Raw genomic sequence first — 15,109 nt, 5'->3', positions numbered from 1 at the left:
AGGACGGCCTCGCCGGCCTGGTGTTCGCGCGCTCACGGGCTGAGGTGCAACTGGCATGCCCCCAACGGACACCAACGAGCGCAGCGAAGAGCATCACATCCACCGGCTGAGGCGCAACTGGCATATCCGAGGCGGAGAACACCCTTCGCGAGACGCACGGTCGCGCACGCGCGCCGGTCGCGGTCGGGCGCAGATCCGCCCGAGGCGTACGAACGGGGCTCAGCCGTGCGCCGCGGGCGCCGCGAAGAGGTTCAGCACGATCACGCCGGCGATGATGAGCCCGATGCCGAAGAGCTTCGGCACCGTCAGGCTCTCACCGAGGAAGATCACGCCGATCGCGACGATCGCCGCCGTGCCGACCCCCGACCAGATCGCGTAGACCATGCCGATCTCGAGCTCGCGCACCGCCTGGGCGAGCATCGCGAACGAGACGCCGTAGAGGCCCAGCACCCCGACCGTCCACCAGAGCTTCGTGAAGCCCTCGGTCTTGCCGATGAAACTGGTCGCCGCGACCTCGAAGGCGATCGCGAGCGAGAGGAAGAGCCAGGCCATGCAGGAGAGTCTCTCGGGTCTCGATACGCTGCGCTACTCGACCACGGGGGCTCGAGACGCTCGTCGCGCTCGCTACTCGACCGACGCGGGCGGCGTGCGCAGCGTCGCGAGGATGCCGGCGGCGACCTCGTCGCGCGAGCGCTCGGGCTCGAAGACGAGCCATTCGAGCCCGGCCAGCAGCACCGCCCCGAACACGCTCGAGGCCATGATGCCCGCGCGTCCCTCCGGGACATCCGTCTCGTCGATCGCCGCCTCGAAGACGGCGAGCGCCTCGTGCCGCAGGGCGAACAGCGTCTCCTGCCACGCGCGGTCGGTGCGGAAGATCTCGGACGCCATGAGCTTCGCGAGCGGCGCGTTCGCCGCGATCCGGTCGAGCAGCTGGCGCACGAGCGCCTCGATCGCCGGCCAGCCCCGCAGCTCGCCCTTCGCCGCCCGGAGGGAGTCGGCGAGCGCGCCGACCCCCTCCTGCAGCATGGCTTCGAACAGCTGGTCCTTCGAGCTGAAGTTGTAGTACAGGCTGCCCTTCGCGACCCCGGCGAGCTCGGCGACCTCGTCCATCGTCGTGCCGGTGATGCCCTTCGTGGCCGCCAGCTCGAGCGCGGCGTCGAGGATGGCGCGCTTGGTGGTGTTCGCGCGGGCCATGGTCGCTCCTCCGGTCAGATCGCGAGCTCGGGGTGCAGGCGGCTGACGCTCCACATCCGCTGCTTGCCGGCGCTCCACGCGCTGATCGCGAGCGAGCCGACGAGGATGCCGGCCATCACGAGCACCGAGAGCCACAGTCTAGAGTCCACGCCGCCCGTGATGAGCTCGCGCAGACCGCTCACGACGTACGAGGCCGGCATGAACGGGTGCAGCACCTGGAAGAACTCGGGCGTCGTCTCGACGGGGTAGGTGCCGCCCGACGAGCTCAGCTGCAGCATGAGCAGCACGAGGCTGACGACTCGGCCGGCGGCCGTGCCGAGCACGATGATGAACATCTGCTGCAGCGCGAGGAAGGCGAGCGTCACGAGGTAGATGAACGCGCTCGTCGCGAGCCAGTACTCGGGCTCGAGCCCGATGCCGTACACGAGCACGAGCACCATGATCACCACCTGGCCGAGGCCGATCGCCATGGCCGGGAGGAATCCGGTCATCACCGAGCGGAGTCCGCTCGCCGAGGCGGCGAGGGCGCGCGTCGGCAGGGCGCGCAGGATGAGCCAGGTGATGAGTCCGCCGACGAAGGTCGCGAGCGCGATGAAGAACGGGGCGAAGCCCTCGCCGAAGCTCGACGCCGCGTTCTGCGAGCTCTCGTCGAGCTGCACGGGCACGGCCATGACGTCGGCCCGCGCCTCGATGTCGGAGGCGCTCATCGAGGGCGCCTGCTCGGCGCCCTCGCCCAGCTCGTCCGCGAGCGTGCGACCGCCGGCGGCGAGCTTCCCGGCGCCGTCGGCGAGGGACGAACCGCCGGAGGCGAGCTGCTCGGTTCCCGAGACGAGGTCGCCGGTGCCGGCGCTCAACTGCGCTGCGCCGTCGGCGACGGTGTGCGCACCGGTCGCGGCGTCGCCCGACTTGCCGGCGAGCGTCGCCGCCCCGTTCGCGAGGGTCGACGCACCGGATGCCGCGGCGCCCGACGTGTTCGAGAGGGTCGACGCCCCGTTCGCGAGGTCGTGCGCGCCGGATGCCGCGGCGCCCGACTTCTGGGCGAGCGTCGCCGCGCCGTCGCGCAGCTGCGCGGCGCCGGCGGCGAGTTCGGAGGCCTTCGGGGCTCCGGCGCTCAGGCCCGCGGAGAGTGCGTCGACCTTGCCGGCGAACGCCGTCGAGCTCGCGGCGTAGCCCTGCACCTGCGGCACCGCCGCCTGGGCGCCGGCGTCGAGGGTCGCGGCGCCGTCTGCGGCCTGCTGGAGCGCATCGAGGTACACGGAGGCGGGCACCTCGGGGTTCGCCTGCATCGCGGCGAGGAGTGCGGCGAGCGAGTCGGAGAGCTCGGCGCTGCCGCCTGCGAGCGTCGCGGTCTGCGCGGAGATCCCGCCCGCGCCGTCGGCGAGCTGGTGCGAGCCGGTCGCGAGCTGGCCCGCGCCGGCGGCGGCCTGGCCGAGCTGCGCCGAGAGCGCCCCCGCGCCGTCAGCGACCTTCGTCGCGCCCGTCGACAGCGTGCCCGCGCCCGCGGCGAGCTGGTCGAGCCCGCCCGCGAGCGTCGAGGTGCCGGTCGAGAGCGTGCCCGCGCCGTCGGCGAGCTGACCGAGGCCGCCCGCCAGGGTGCCGGCGCCGTTCGAGAGCGAGCCCGCGCCGTCGGCGAGCTGGTCGAGTCCGTCGGCCAGCGTGCCCGAGCCGTCGGCGAGCCGGATCGCCCCGGCGTCGAGTGCGCCCGCGCCGGCGGCGAGGTCGCCGAGCCCGACGACGAGGCGGCCGGCGCCGGCGTCCGCGGTGGCGAGGCCGTCGGCGAGCGTGCCCGCGCCGTCGGCGGCCGCCCGGATGCCGTCGCCCGCGTCGTTGAGGCCGACGAGCATGGTGTCGGCGGTCTGCCGGCTCACCTGTTCTGCGACCGTGTCGCGCAACTGCACCATCGCCTGCTTGCCGAGCGTCGAGGCGAGGAAGCTGTTCGAGTCGTTGTACTCGACCTGGACCATCGCGGCCTTCGGGTCGTCGGTGCCGACCGAGACGGCGTCGGACGAGAAGTCGCTCGGCACGGTGACCGAGAAGTAGTAGTCGCCGTCGGCGACGCCGGCCGTGGCGTCCGCGGCGTCGGTCACCTGCCAGTCGAGGTCGTTGCGGCTCGTGAGCTCGTCGACGAGGTCGTCACCGGCGGTGATGGCCTTGCCGCCCGAGCGCGCCCCGGCGTCCTCGTTCACGAGGGCGACCGGGAGGTTCTTCATCTCGTCGGTGGGAGCCCAGAACGCCCAGAGGTAGAGCGCGCCGTAGATGAGCGGGATGAACAGCAGCACGACGAGCGCGATCTTGGGCAGCACGCCCTTGCGGAATCGGCGCAGCTCGGTGCCGGAGGAGAGGAAGGCGAACATCAGGCGTGCTCCAGGATGAGGTCGGTGAGGCCGGACGCGTCGCCCGGCATGGCGGCGGGGCGCTTCCCCGCAGAAGAATCGGATGCCCCGCCCGCCGCCGCGGCCGCCAGGTCGACGACGTTCGGGGCGAGACCGAGCTCGGCCCACAGCTGGAGGTCGGGTGCCGCCGCGGAGGCGACGACGGAGGTGCCGGCCCGGGTGAGGGCGTCGAGGCGCCGCCAGAGCGTGCTGCGCGCCTCGGGCGACTGCAGCTGCTCGATTTGGTCGAAGAACAGCACGTCGGGCTCGCTCATCATCGCGAGGGCGACGCGCAGCAGCACGGTCTGCACCTCGTCGAGATCCCAGATGAGGGTGTCGGGCTCGGGCAGCGGCACCGCGCCGAAGACGGGCGCGAGCACCCGGCGGAGCTCGGCCTCGTCGGTACGCCGGACGAAGGCCCACCACGGCGAGAGCCAGGCGGCTCGTTCGCGGATCGCGGCACCGACGGTCACCGACTCCTCGAGGGTGTCGATGCCCTGGAACCCGGCGATGGCGGTGGCGAGCTGGACCGGACGCGCGCGGCGGGGCAGTTCGTAGCCGAGGGTCTCGAGGTGGCCGCTCGAGGGCTTCATGCGGCCCGCGAGGGTGAGCAGCAGGCTCGTGCGGCCGCTGCCTGCCGGGCCCGTGATCACGGTCAGGCCGGAGTCGGCGAGGAACGAGACGGGGCCGTAGACGGGGCCGCGCTTGGAATGGAGGGCGAGCTCATGCGCCCGCACGATGATCGGCACGATGCATCCTTCGGTTTTGTACTGACTAGTCAGTTTAGACGCGAGGATGGCCGAACGCAAACACCGCCCGCACCGACGTTCGTCGATGCAGGCGGTGGAGCCGCGCTTCCGCTGCGGAGTGCCGGTCTGCTACGCCGACCCGGCGATCACCTGATCCCGGTACGGGGGGCGCTTCCGCTGCTCCGCGAGCAGCCGCTCGCGCACGGCGTCGTCGATGATCGCCGCCGCGGCGGCGATCGCGAGCCCGAGCGCCCCGTCGATCGCCGCCGTGTCGCCCGCGGGCGCGACCGCCGCGGCGGCGAAGCTCTGGTGGTGCGGCACGGCCTCGACGCCGATCAGCGCGATCATCGGGTGGATCGCCGGCAGGTACTGCGACACGTTGCCCATGTCGGTCGAGCCGCCGGCCGAACCTGCGGGGGTCGGCGCGAGCTCGTAGCCGAGCTCCTCGACCATCGCCTCGTCGAACAGGCGCGCGAGGTCGGCGTCGCTCCGCAGGGGCTCGTAGGGCAGCTCGGGCTGCGTGATCTCGAGCTCGCAGCCCGCGGCGAGCGCCGATCCCTCGAGCACGGCACGAACCCGACGGCGCGCGTCGTTCCACTCCTCCTCCGAATTGCCGCGGATCTCGACCTCCATGACCCCGCGCTCCGGGATCACGTTGGTCGCACCGCCGGCCTCGACGACGAACGAGCCGACAACGACGCTCTTGCGCAACTGCTGACGCAGCAGGCCGAGCCCGACCTGGGCGAGCGTCACCGCGTCTCCGGCATTGACGCCCTCGTGCGGCATCGCGGCCGCGTGGGCGGCACGCCCCGTGAACTCGACGAGGATGCGTTCGTAGGCCTGGCTCGCGAATCCTGCGGTCGCGATCTGGGCGAACGGCCCTCCGTGCACCATGACCGAGAAGGTGGCGTCGTCCCATGCGCCCCGCTGGAGCATCAAGATCTTGCCGCCGCCGAGCTCCTCGGCCGGCGTGCCGAGGAACTTCACGCGGAACCCGAGCTGGTCGGCGACGGACTTGAGGCCGATCGCCGCCCCCACGCCCGCCGCGGCGATGATGTTGTGGCCGCAGGCGTGGCCGACACCGGGGAGCGCGTCGTACTCTCCGACAACGGCGACGGTCACGTCTCCTTCGCCGTAGACCGCCTCGACGGCGGTCTCGAGCCCGTACACCCCGACCTCCACCGAGAACCCGGCCGCGTCGAGGAGCTCGGCGACGCGGCCGGCGGCTCGGTGCTCCTCGAAGGCGAGCTCGGGGTCGGCGCCGATGGCGTGGCTCAGGGCGATGAGGCGCCCGCGCTCGGCCTCGACGGCCGCGCGGATGCGGTCGACCGGGCCGGCGATGCCGGCAGCGGCGGGCCGTTCGTTCGTGAGGGTCATGATGCGGCTCCGATCTGGATGGACTGGTCGATGGCGGCCGACGCCGGGGTACGGCGCAACGGCGTGAGGAACAGGGCGAGGACCGCGGCGATGAGGAGCAGGGCCGCGAAGACGCCCCAGACCACCTGGAACGCGCCGAACGGCGTGGCGGTGGTCGCCTCGGCACCGCCGCCGGCGAGCGCGAAGGCGGTCATGACGGATGCCACGAAGGCGCCCGCGAGCGATCCGCCGAGCGTGCGGCCCGAGTTGTAGAGACCCGACACCGATGCGGAGGCGCTTTCAGGCGCTCGCTCGATCACCACCCCGGGCAGCACCGCGAGTACGACGCCCGTGCCGAGCGACGTCACGGCGAACACGCCGATCACGGGGAGCAGCTGCGATGGCGCGGTCATGAGGACGAGCTGGCCGCCCGCGATCGCGAGGCAGGAGACCGCGACCGCCAGGCGGACCCCGATCGCACGCGTCACGAGCGGTGCGACGAACGAACCGATCGTCGCGAACAGCGTGGTGACGGCGAGCACGACGCCGGTCATCGACGTCGAGACCCCGACGCCGTACCCCGCGGTCGCCGGGTCGGCACCCAGGTAGAGCACGGTGGGCGTCTGCGAGCCGAACAGGGTCATCGCGATGAAGACGCCGAGCAGGAGCGGCACACCGAGCTTGGCCCGGCGGATCATCTTCACGTCGAAGAGCGGCGTCGTCGCACGCGACTCCGCGATGACGAAGCCGACGAGCGCGATGACTCCGAGCGCGAGCGAACCGAGCGTGATCGGCGAGAGCCATCCCGCGTTCGATCCCTCGGAGAGGCCGTACATGAGACCGACGAGTGCGAGGCCGAGCGTGGTGGCACCCGCCCAGTCGACGACGCGAGCGGTGTCGCCCGCCACGCGCGGCACGACGAAGCCGACGACGATCGCGAGCACGATCAGCGGCGCCGCTCCGATGAGCTGTGTCACGACGAGGTTGCCGACCGCGTCCATCACGAGGCCGGCACCGAGCGAGCCGAGCGCCACGCCGAAGGTGAGCGTGCCGACGAGCACTCCGATGATCCTGGTCGCGGACTTCGGGCGGAGATGCTTCAGCAGCGACATCTCGATCGGCAGCATCGCAGCGACCGGGCCCTGCACGATCGAACCGACGATGATGACGGCGAAGCTCGGCGCGATCGCGATGAGCGTCGACCCGATCGCGCTGAGCGCGACGGCGATGACGAGGAGCCTGCGGCCGCCGAATCGATCGGCGAGCATCGTCATGAGCGGGACCGAGACGGCGGACGACAGCAGTCCCACGGTGAGGATCCAACTGAGGGCGCCGCCCGGCACCTGGTACTGCGTGCCGATGACCCCGAGCAGCGGGGTGATCCAGCCCTGGATCAGTCCTCCGAAGAGCTCGAGTGCGATGAAGGTCGGCACCAGGGCGGCGCCCGCGGCATTGCGGGTCCGACCGGGTGCGAGGTCGGGAGTGTCCATTGAAGTCCTGTTCGAGGAGTCGGGGATGCACTTCGATGTGCGGCGTCCACTCTCATCGATTCGCGGAGACTGCGTAGGATTCGACGTAAATTCGCGAAAGGAGCTGGGCTGATGCAGGATATCTCGCTCGATGACCTCGATCTTCAGCTGATTCACGCACTTCAGCTCGAACCGCGCGTCGCGTGGACCTCATTGGCGAGCGTGCTCGGCAGCGACCCGGTGACCCTGTCGCGCCGGTGGGAGCGCATCAGCACCGCAGGACTCGCGTGGACTTCGACGATTCCCGGCGCCGTCGGCCGCTCGGCGGAGACCGCCGGCGCACTCGTCGAGTTCGTCTGCGAGCCCGGCCGTGTACTCGCCACTGCCGACGTCGCCGCCGCCGACCCTGCGATCTACTCGATCGACCTCACTGCCGGCCAGCGCGATGTGCTCGCGACACTCGTCACGGCCGACGACCGTGAACTCGCGGAGTACGCCCTCGACCGGCTCGGGGCGATTCCGGGTGTACGCAGCATCCGCACCCACGTCGTCCACGAGGTGCTCCGCCTGGGTTCCGACTGGTCGGTCCAGTCGCTCACGCCCGCGCAGCAGGCCCGGATCCCCCTCCCTCGACCGCCGCGAACCGGATCGGCGAAGCGGGTCGACCCCGAACTGGCCCGCGCCCTCAGGCAGCGACTCGGCTTCGACGCGCGCGCGTCTTACACGGACTTGGGCCGCGACCTCGGATACAGCGCGCAGCGGGTCGCCGACGCCGTCGCTCGCCTGCGAGCGGAAGGCGATCTCGTCTTCCGCACGGATGTCGCGGCGCCCTATTCGAACTGGCCGCTCGCGGCCTGGTTCTTCATCCAGGCGCCGGCCTCGACGCTCGATGCGGCCCGGGAGTCGCTCTCGACGATGGCGTCGCTCCAGTACGCCGCGATCACCTCGGGCCCCGCCAACCTCATCGTCGCCGCGGGTGCACGCGCGAAGCCCGAGGTCCTGCAGATCGAGGCCGAGCTCGAGCAGCGCCTGCCGCGATCGCGCATCGCCGATCGCTCGATGGTGCTGCGCGTGCACAAGCACCTGGGCAGGCTGCTCGACCCCCGAGGGCTGGCCGGCGATCGCGCCGTCCCGCTGCCTTGATGCGCGGAGGTCAGCATTCTTGCATCCGAAGCCTCCAGGTGCAGATATCCTGCGTCTTCGCCTGAAGTTGTGCCGATAGTTTGCGTTTGCGGGCCTCGATGTTCACACTTGTGTCGCCACCACCTGACGTACCCGCGGAGACTCCAGTGACCATCGACCACGACCTCGCACCCGAGAGCGACGCCGCCACGGAGCGACGCCGGCCCGAGGCATCCCCCGACCCCACCCGCATGCACGCCGTGACCGGTGAGACCGAGTCGATCGTCGACCTCGTGCTCGACTACTCGCGCCGACGCCTGCTCTCGACCGACACCCCGCTCGACAAGCCCGAGACCGAGGCCGAGCTCACGCGTCTCGCAGGGCGCACGATCGACGAGCGCGGCATCGGCGCGACGCGGGCGCTCTCGATCTTCGAGCACGTGCTCGCTCCGGCCTGCATCACGATCGACCACCCGCAGTACCTCTCGTTCATCCCCGCGGCCCCGACGAAGGCGGCGATGGCGTTCGACCTCGTCGTCTCGGCGTCGAGCCTCTACGGCGGCAGCTGGATGGAGGGCTCCGGCGCGGTGCACGCCGAGAACGAGGTGCTCACCTGGCTGGCGAACGAGTTCGGGCTGCCCGCGGGCGCCGGCGGCGTCTTCGTGCAGGGCGGCACCATCGGCAACCTCTCGGCGCTCGTCGCCGCGCGCGAGGTGGCGCGCGAGAAGCGCACCGCCGCGGGCGAGGCCATGCCCGCGCGCTGGAAGCTCGTCTGCTCGACCGAGGCCCACTCCTCGAACAAGTCGGCCGCGAAGGTCATGGACGTCGACGTCGTGCTCGTCCCGGCGGGCGACGACGGGATGCTTCGCGGCGACGCCGTGCGCGCGGCGCTCGAGGAGCACGGCGACGACGTGTTCGCCGTCATCGCGACCACCGGCTCGACGAACTTCGGCATCGTCGACGACGTCGCCTCCATCGCCGCGCTCAAGGACGAGTTCGACTTCTGGCTGCACATCGACGGCGCCTACGGCCTGACCGGCATGCTCTCGCCGCTCGCGCGCGAGCGCTATGCCGGCGTCGAGCGCGCCGACTCGGTGATCGTCGACCCGCACAAGTGGCTCTTCGCCCCCTTCGACGCGTGCGCGCTCATCTACCGCGACCCCGAGGTCGGCCGGCGGGCGCACACGCAGCACGCCGAGTACCTCGACACCCTCACCGGCAAGCCCGAGTGGAGCCCGTCGGACTACGCCGTGCAGCTCACCCGGCGCCCGCGCGGCCTGCCCTTCTGGTTCTCGCTCGCGACCTACGGCGCCGCCGCCTACCGGGCGGCGATCACGAACTCGCTCGAACTGGCGCAGCGCATCGCCGACGAGATCCGGCGCCGGCCCGAGCTGAAGCTCGTTCGCGACCCGCAGCTGTCGATCGTCGTCTTCGAGCGCGAGGGCTGGACGATGGACGACTACGAGCGCTGGTCGGCGAGACTCCTCGACGAGCAGCGCGCGTTCGTGACGCCGAGCTCGCACGCGGGCCGGCCGAACACCCGGTTCGCGATCGTGAACCCGATGACGACGTTCGAGCAGCTGGTCGCGATCCTCGACACGATGTGACGACGGCGGCTGCGGGCCGCGACGCTAGCCCGCCGAGTCCGCGACGCCGGCGGCCCCGTCGCGCAGCAGCGCGAAGAGGTCGCCGACCGGACCGAGGTGCCCCAGCTTCTCGGGGTTCAGCTGGTTCGTGAGCGAACGCACGCTGCCGCCGTCGACGTGGAGCGTGAGCACCGACAGCACGGCGCCGTCGCGACCGCGGAAGAGCAGCGTCCGCTCCCCGTTCGCGACCGTCTCCTCGACCGCGACGCCGAGCGCGTCGCCGCGGCGCATGAGCCCGACGAGGAACCTCGCGACCGCGACGTCGCCCGACATCGGGTGCTGGATCGCGGGCGCCCGGCCGCCGCCGTCGGCGGTCAGCACGACGTCGGGGGCGAGCAGCCTGACCACGCCGTCGACGTCGCCGTCGCGCAGCGCGGCGAGGAACTCGCTCGCGAGCCGGGTCGCCTCCGAGGCATCCACCTCGAATCGCGCGCCGCCGGCCGCCAGCCGCTGCCGCGCCCGGTGCATGATCTGCCGGCAGGCCGCCGGCTCGCGATCCACGATCTCGCCGATCTCGCCGTAGTCGTAACCGAGCGCCTCGTGCAGCACGAACACGGCGCGCTCGACGGGGCCGAGCCGCTCGAGCATCGTGAGCACGCCCATCGAGAGCGTCTCGTCGTGCTCGATGCGGTGGGCGGGGTCAGCGTCGTCGGCGAGGAGCGGTTCGGGCAGCCACGGACCGACGTAGACCTCCCGCGTACGGCGCGCGGAGCGCAGCACGTCGATCGACAGCCGCGTCGCGACAGTCGATGCGAACGCGTCGGGGCGCTCGATGTCCTCGCCGCGCAGCACCCGCTCGTGCATGCGCAGGAGGCCCGCCTGCACCACGTCCTCGGCCTCGCTCACGCTGCCGAGCATGCGGTACGAGATCGAGAACATGAGCGGCCGCAGGCGCGGCGCCTCGACGGCGAGATCGACCATCGCCCCAGCCTGTCACACGGCGATTTCGCGACTCCTGTCACACGCGGGCGGGGTCGCCCGTCGGAGGGGGTGAAGAGAGAAGAGAGAAAGGACGCACATCATGAGGATCTTCATCGCGGGTGGTTCCGGCGCCGTCGGTTCACGGCTCGTCCCCCTGCTCGTCGCGGCCGGGCACGACGTCACGGGCACGGCGCGCAGCGACGACGGGATCGGCCGCATCCGTGCCGCAGGCGGCCGCGGCGTGATCATGGACGGGACCGACGAGGCGTCGATCCGCCGCGCCGTGCTCGAGGCGCAGCCCGAGGTGCTCGTGCACCAGCTCACCTCGCTGTCGGGCAAGTTCGACTTCAAGCGCTTCGACGAGACGTTCGCCGTCACCAACGCGATGCGCACGCGCGGCACGGACGCGCTCATCGCCGCCGCCCGGGAGGCCGGCACGGGCCGCGTCATCGTGCAGAGCTATACCGGCTGGACGAACGAGCACACGGGCTCGCGCGTGAAGACCGAGGCCGACCCGCTCGACCCGAACACCGTGCCGTCGGCGCGCAAGGCGCTCGCCGCGATCGCCCACGCCGAGCAGGCGACGGTCGCGGCGGGCGGACTCGCGCTGCGGTTCGGCAACTTCTACGGCCCCGGGCAGTCACTCGGCGAGGGCGGACAGATGCTCGAGTCCGTACGCAGGCGTCAGGTGCCGATCGTCGGCGACGGTGCGGGCGTCTGGTCGTTCTGCCACATCGACGATGCCGCCGCCGCGACCGTCGCAGCGGTCACCCACGGGGCCTCCGGCGTGTACAACATCGTCGACGACGAGCCCGCCGCGGTCGCCGAGTGGCTGCCCGAGCTCGCCCGCGCGATCGGCGCGAAGCCGCCGATGCGCGTGCCCGCCTGGGTCGCGCGCACGATGATCGGCGAGTTCGGCGTCTCGTGGATGACGACCGCGCGCGGCTCGTCGAACGCGAAGGCGAAGGCCGAGCTGGGCTGGCGGCCTCGATACGCGAGCTGGCGCGAGGGATTCCGGGAAGGGCTCGGCACCGGGCTCGGAGCCGCCTGAGCAAAAGGAGCACGAGGCGCAAGTGGCGCACGAGGCGCACCCGCGCCGCGCCGCGCCGTGCCGTGCTCGCCGGCTCAGCCGACCGGGATCGGCGTCGCGAGCTCCTCGATGATCCGGTCGATCTCTGCGAGCGCGTACCCGGCGAGCTGCCGTTGGGCCGCCTCGGCCGCGGCATCCTGCTCTTCGAGATCGCCGATGACGATGATGTTCTCGTCGTTGATCGTGTTCGCCGGCTCGGTGTAGTTGAAGCTGCCGACGATGAGCAGCCGCTCGTCGATGACCATGAGCTTGTGGTGGAGCTTGCGCACGCCGGTGCCGCGCTTGTTGGCGAACAGCTGCACGTCGCCGTGACCGAGGTCGCTCGTGGCCGCCCACTTCGCGGCGCCCTGGTCGCGATCGAGCACGCCGCGGATCCGCTGCACGAGCGGCCGCAGGCGGATCATGGCGTCGTCGATCCCCGACGACTGGGCGAAGGTGAACATCGCGAAATCGATCGACTGCGTCGCCTTCAGCATCTGCTTCATGATCTCCATCTCGGGCCCGTGGCGCGGCGCGAAGAGCGGCTTCACGCGCACCGCGGGCAGGCCGAACTCCTTCGGCTTCGGCTCGACGCGCTCGTGGAGCTCGCCGAAGGTGCCGGAGCGCATCCGCTCGAACTCGCGCAGGTACTCGGTCGCGGCGCGCTGCCCGTGCAGCACGACCACGTGGTTGAGGTTCTGGCCCGACCCGCGGCCGGAGGTCGCGTTCGTTCCCGTGTCGGTGTGCGTGAAGTTCGTCGATCCCGTCAGCACGGCGGCCTTGGTCTTGCCCGAGTCGCGCACGATGAACTTCTGGTGGAAGATCTTCGGGTTGAGGTCGCTGATGACGTCGACCTTCGCCTTCAGGAGGGCGCCGTGGATGGTGCGGTTCTCCTCATGGGCGCCGAGGCTGTTCCACGGGTCGGCGAGCGCCGTCTCCTCGGTGAGGTAGTCGCCCTCGAGGATGACGCGAACGCGGACGCCCCGTCGCTTCGCATCGAGGACGGCCTGGGCGATGGGCCGGGAGTCGATCTCCTGCACCGCGATCGCGAGGCTGTGCTTCGCCCCCGCGATGAACTCGCGGATCGCGAGATCGAGATCGTCGGGCCCGCCGATCGAGCTGGGCCCCATGAACAGCTCGACGCCGCCGATGCGCAATGACATGATGCACCCCTTTCGCTGAGGTTCACTCAGCTTCGGGTGTACTCCTCGCAACAGCACACCGAATCAGGGGTGCCCCGGAGCCGATCGTGCCGGTGCACCACGGCGCACCACGGCGAGCACAGCCGGGCTCAGCCCGCGAGCACCGCCGCCAGCCACGCGGCCTGGCGCTGCCACTGCTCGCCCTGACCGCCCTCGTGCTCGTTGAACGGGTACTCGACGATCTCGGACTCGGCGCCCCAGTGGTTGCGCGCGGCGTAGACCGTCGACGGCGGGCAGACCGGGTCCATCAGGGCGACCGAGAACAGGGCGGGCACGCGGGCGCGCTTGGCGAAGTTCGCGCCGTCGAAGTACGAGAGCGTCTCGAACACGCGCTCGCCCGCGCCCCGATGGACCGCGAGGTACCGCACGATCTCCTGGTACGGGTCGCGGTCGGTGAGCCCGACCGCGCGCTCGAAGTGGCAGAGGAACGGCACGTCGGGCATCGCGCCGACGAGCCCCTCGGCGAGCGCGGCGGCGGCGATCGAGATGCCGCCGCCCTGGCTGCCGCCCGTGACGGCGACCCGCTCGGCATCGACCCGGTCGAGCCCCCGCACGGCGTCGATCGCGAGCACCGCGTCGGTGAACACGCGCCGGTAGTAGTACGTCGCCGGGTCGTCGATGCCGCGCGTCATGAAGCCCGGCGCCGCCGGCGCGCTGCCGTGCGGGTCGGGCGTCGCGCCGCCCGTGCCCCACGACGACCCCTGGCCGCGCGTGTCCATGAGCAGGTACGCGTAGCCGGATGCCGCCCACCCGAGCCGCTCGTGCGGCAGGCCCCGCCCGCCACCGTAGCCGAGGTACTCGACGACCGCGGGCAGTCGCCCCTCGGTGCCCGCGGGCACGAGGAACCACCCGTGCACCGGGTCGCCCGCGTAGCCGCTGAACTCAATGTCGTACACCTCGACGGCGGTGAGCGGCGACGCCACCCGCTCGAGCCGCGGCGGCCGCGCGAGCGCCCGCGACTCGGCGATCGTCGCCGCCCAGAAGGCGTCGAAGTCGGCCGGCTCGGCGACCGCGGGGCGGTAGTCGCGCAACTCGTCGATCGGGGCATCAAGTCGGGGCACGGGGCATCCTTCGCTCGGCGGAGAGTTCAGCGTATCGAAGCCGCGAACCGCCAGAATGGGCGGGTGAGCGAACACGTCTTCATCTCAGGACCGGCCTCGTGGAACCGCATCGTCGTGCTCGACCGCCTGCCCGAGCCGGTGCCGCACATGCAGTTCGCCCTCGAGGAGTACGAGACCGTCGGCGCGACCTCGGCGGGCAAGGCCCTCGGCCTGGTCGGCCTCGGGCGGCGGGTGCGCCTGCACGCCCTCTTCGGCGCCGACGCGGACGGCGCGCGCGTGAAGCGCCTGCTCGCCCAGTCGGGCGTCGCGCTCATCGCGGCCGACGGCGGCGTCACCGAGCGGCACGTCAACCTCATGACCCGCGCGGGCGAACGGGTCTCGCTGTACCTCTCGACGCCGAGCGACCCGGGCGAGGGCCGCGACCTCGAGCTCGACGCCGAGCTGCGGCAGGCGATGGCGGATGCCTCGGCGATCGTCCTCGACCTCTCGGAGCTCTCGCGCCGCCTCATCCCCACGGCGAAGGCGAGCGGGCGGCCCGTCTGGACCGACATCCACGACTACGACGGCGAGAGCGAGTTCCACCGCCCGTTCATCGAGGCGGCCGACGCGATCTTCATGAACGCCGACCGCATCGGCGACGACCCGCTGCCGTTCATGCGCTCGTGCATCGAGGGCGGGGCCTCGCTCGTCGTGTGCACCCTCGGCGCCGATGGGGCCGTCGCGCTCGACGCGCGGATGACCCGCCACGACGTCGCGGCCGTGCCGACCCCCGTGCGCGACACGAACGGGGCGGGCGACGCGTTCATGGCGGGCGTGCTCGATGCGAGCCTCGCCGGCGCCGAGCTCGACGCGGCGCTCGAGGCCGGCGCCCGCCACGCGGCATCCGTGCTCGTCACGCGTCACCTGCACCCGAGCCTCGACGCGCTGCTGGGGGCGTGACGTAAGGCG

General features: G+C 71.8%; 13 protein-coding genes. 4 read left to right on the top strand and 9 right to left on the bottom strand.

The genetic code is table 11. The features are described 5' to 3' along the window. Positions 1–219: 219 nt before the first annotated feature. From ACFVSL_RS13475 to ACFVSL_RS13450, 6 genes are all read right to left on the bottom strand, one after another. Positions 220–552, bottom strand: coding sequence for a DMT family transporter (locus ACFVSL_RS13475; protein ID WP_386941477.1), 333 nt, complete (start codon positions 550–552; stop codon positions 220–222). A gap of 72 nt (positions 553–624) precedes the next feature. Further along, positions 625–1,194 (bottom strand): TetR/AcrR family transcriptional regulator, encoded by a 570-nt coding sequence (locus tag ACFVSL_RS13470; protein WP_386941476.1) that lies wholly within the window; start codon positions 1,192–1,194, stop codon positions 625–627. A 14-nt stretch (positions 1,195–1,208) separates the two neighbouring features. Next, positions 1,209–3,548, bottom strand: a complete 2,340-nt coding sequence (locus ACFVSL_RS13465) for a YhgE/Pip family protein (RefSeq protein WP_386941475.1) — start codon at positions 3,546–3,548, stop codon at positions 1,209–1,211. Then, the gene (locus ACFVSL_RS13460; protein WP_386941474.1) at positions 3,548–4,315 is read right to left on the bottom strand and encodes an ATP-binding cassette domain-containing protein; all 768 of its coding nucleotides are present in this window, start codon (positions 4,313–4,315) and stop codon (positions 3,548–3,550) included. The genes ACFVSL_RS13465 and ACFVSL_RS13460 overlap by 1 nt, the downstream gene beginning before the upstream one ends. A 129-nt stretch (positions 4,316–4,444) precedes the next feature. After that, positions 4,445–5,692 (bottom strand): M20 family metallopeptidase, encoded by a 1,248-nt coding sequence (locus ACFVSL_RS13455; protein ID WP_386941473.1) that lies wholly within the window; start codon positions 5,690–5,692, stop codon positions 4,445–4,447. After that, positions 5,689–7,161 carry an MFS transporter gene (locus ACFVSL_RS13450; RefSeq protein WP_386941472.1) on the bottom strand — a complete coding sequence of 491 codons (1,473 nt, stop codon included), beginning with the start codon at positions 7,159–7,161 and terminating at the stop codon, positions 5,689–5,691. The genes ACFVSL_RS13455 and ACFVSL_RS13450 overlap by 4 nt, the downstream gene beginning before the upstream one ends. Positions 7,162–7,272: 111 nt before the next feature. Here ACFVSL_RS13450 and ACFVSL_RS13445 point away from each other — a divergent pair, with 111 nt between their 5' ends. Together ACFVSL_RS13445 and ACFVSL_RS13440 are read left to right on the top strand one after the other, a co-directional pair. Beyond that, positions 7,273–8,283: an Lrp/AsnC family transcriptional regulator gene (locus ACFVSL_RS13445; RefSeq protein ID WP_386941471.1), complete on the top strand. Its 1,011-nt coding sequence runs from the start codon at positions 7,273–7,275 to the stop codon at positions 8,281–8,283. A 230-nt stretch (positions 8,284–8,513) separates the two neighbouring features. Further along, the gene (locus ACFVSL_RS13440; RefSeq protein WP_386941544.1) at positions 8,514–9,869 is read left to right on the top strand and encodes a pyridoxal phosphate-dependent decarboxylase family protein; all 1,356 of its coding nucleotides are present in this window, start codon (positions 8,514–8,516) and stop codon (positions 9,867–9,869) included. A 24-nt stretch (positions 9,870–9,893) separates the two neighbouring features. Here ACFVSL_RS13440 and sigJ read toward each other — a convergent pair whose 3' ends face one another. Then, entirely contained in the window at positions 9,894–10,829 is a 936-nt protein-coding gene (sigJ, locus tag ACFVSL_RS13435) for an RNA polymerase sigma factor SigJ (RefSeq protein ID WP_386941470.1), read from the bottom strand. A gap of 100 nt (positions 10,830–10,929) precedes the next feature. Between sigJ and ACFVSL_RS13430 the strand changes: the two genes are divergently transcribed. Then, on the top strand, positions 10,930–11,880 hold the full coding sequence (locus ACFVSL_RS13430) for an NAD-dependent epimerase/dehydratase family protein (protein ID WP_386941469.1): 951 nt from the start codon (positions 10,930–10,932) through the stop codon (positions 11,878–11,880). Positions 11,881–11,954: 74 nt separating this feature from the next. On the opposite strand, the gene ACFVSL_RS13425 is transcribed toward ACFVSL_RS13430, so the two are convergent. Further along, positions 11,955–13,061 (bottom strand): phosphatidylserine/phosphatidylglycerophosphate/cardiolipin synthase family protein, encoded by a 1,107-nt coding sequence (locus ACFVSL_RS13425; protein WP_386941468.1) that lies wholly within the window; start codon positions 13,059–13,061, stop codon positions 11,955–11,957. A 128-nt stretch (positions 13,062–13,189) separates the two neighbouring features. Beyond that, on the bottom strand, positions 13,190–14,161 hold the full coding sequence (locus ACFVSL_RS13420) for an acetylxylan esterase (protein WP_386941467.1): 972 nt from the start codon (positions 14,159–14,161) through the stop codon (positions 13,190–13,192). A 63-nt stretch (positions 14,162–14,224) separates the two neighbouring features. On the opposite strand from ACFVSL_RS13420, the gene ACFVSL_RS13415 reads away from it, so the two are divergent. Then, a complete protein-coding gene (locus tag ACFVSL_RS13415; protein ID WP_386941466.1) occupies positions 14,225–15,100 on the top strand; it encodes a carbohydrate kinase family protein in 876 nt (291 codons plus the stop codon). Positions 15,101–15,109: the final 9 nt, after the last annotated feature.

It is taken from the genome of Agromyces sp. NPDC058064 (assembly GCF_042885275.1).
Lineage (GTDB): Bacteria > Actinomycetota > Actinomycetes > Actinomycetales > Microbacteriaceae > Agromyces.
Note: the sequence above shows the minus strand (reverse complement) of the source record. Positions and strands in the feature narration are given on the sequence as shown.

What these genes read in the sequence shown, in the direction of transcription:
- ACFVSL_RS13440 (WP_386941544.1), top strand. Translation starts at nt 8,514, where the DNA reads ATGCACGCCGTGACCGGTGAGACCGAGTCGATCGTCGACCTCGTGCTC.
- ACFVSL_RS13455 (WP_386941473.1), bottom strand. Translation starts at nt 5,692, where the DNA reads ATGACCCTCACGAACGAACGGCCCGCCGCTGCCGGCATCGCCGGCCCG.
- ACFVSL_RS13450 (WP_386941472.1), bottom strand. Translation starts at nt 7,161, where the DNA reads ATGGACACTCCCGACCTCGCACCCGGTCGGACCCGCAATGCCGCGGGC.
- ACFVSL_RS13475 (WP_386941477.1), bottom strand. Translation starts at nt 552, where the DNA reads ATGGCCTGGCTCTTCCTCTCGCTCGCGATCGCCTTCGAGGTCGCGGCG.
- ACFVSL_RS13430 (WP_386941469.1), top strand. Translation starts at nt 10,930, where the DNA reads ATGAGGATCTTCATCGCGGGTGGTTCCGGCGCCGTCGGTTCACGGCTC.
- ACFVSL_RS13470 (WP_386941476.1), bottom strand. Translation starts at nt 1,194, where the DNA reads ATGGCCCGCGCGAACACCACCAAGCGCGCCATCCTCGACGCCGCGCTC.
- ACFVSL_RS13445 (WP_386941471.1), top strand. Translation starts at nt 7,273, where the DNA reads ATGCAGGATATCTCGCTCGATGACCTCGATCTTCAGCTGATTCACGCA.
- ACFVSL_RS13425 (WP_386941468.1), bottom strand. Translation starts at nt 13,061, where the DNA reads ATGTCATTGCGCATCGGCGGCGTCGAGCTGTTCATGGGGCCCAGCTCG.
- ACFVSL_RS13465 (WP_386941475.1), bottom strand. Translation starts at nt 3,548, where the DNA reads ATGTTCGCCTTCCTCTCCTCCGGCACCGAGCTGCGCCGATTCCGCAAG.
- sigJ (WP_386941470.1), bottom strand. Translation starts at nt 10,829, where the DNA reads ATGGTCGATCTCGCCGTCGAGGCGCCGCGCCTGCGGCCGCTCATGTTC.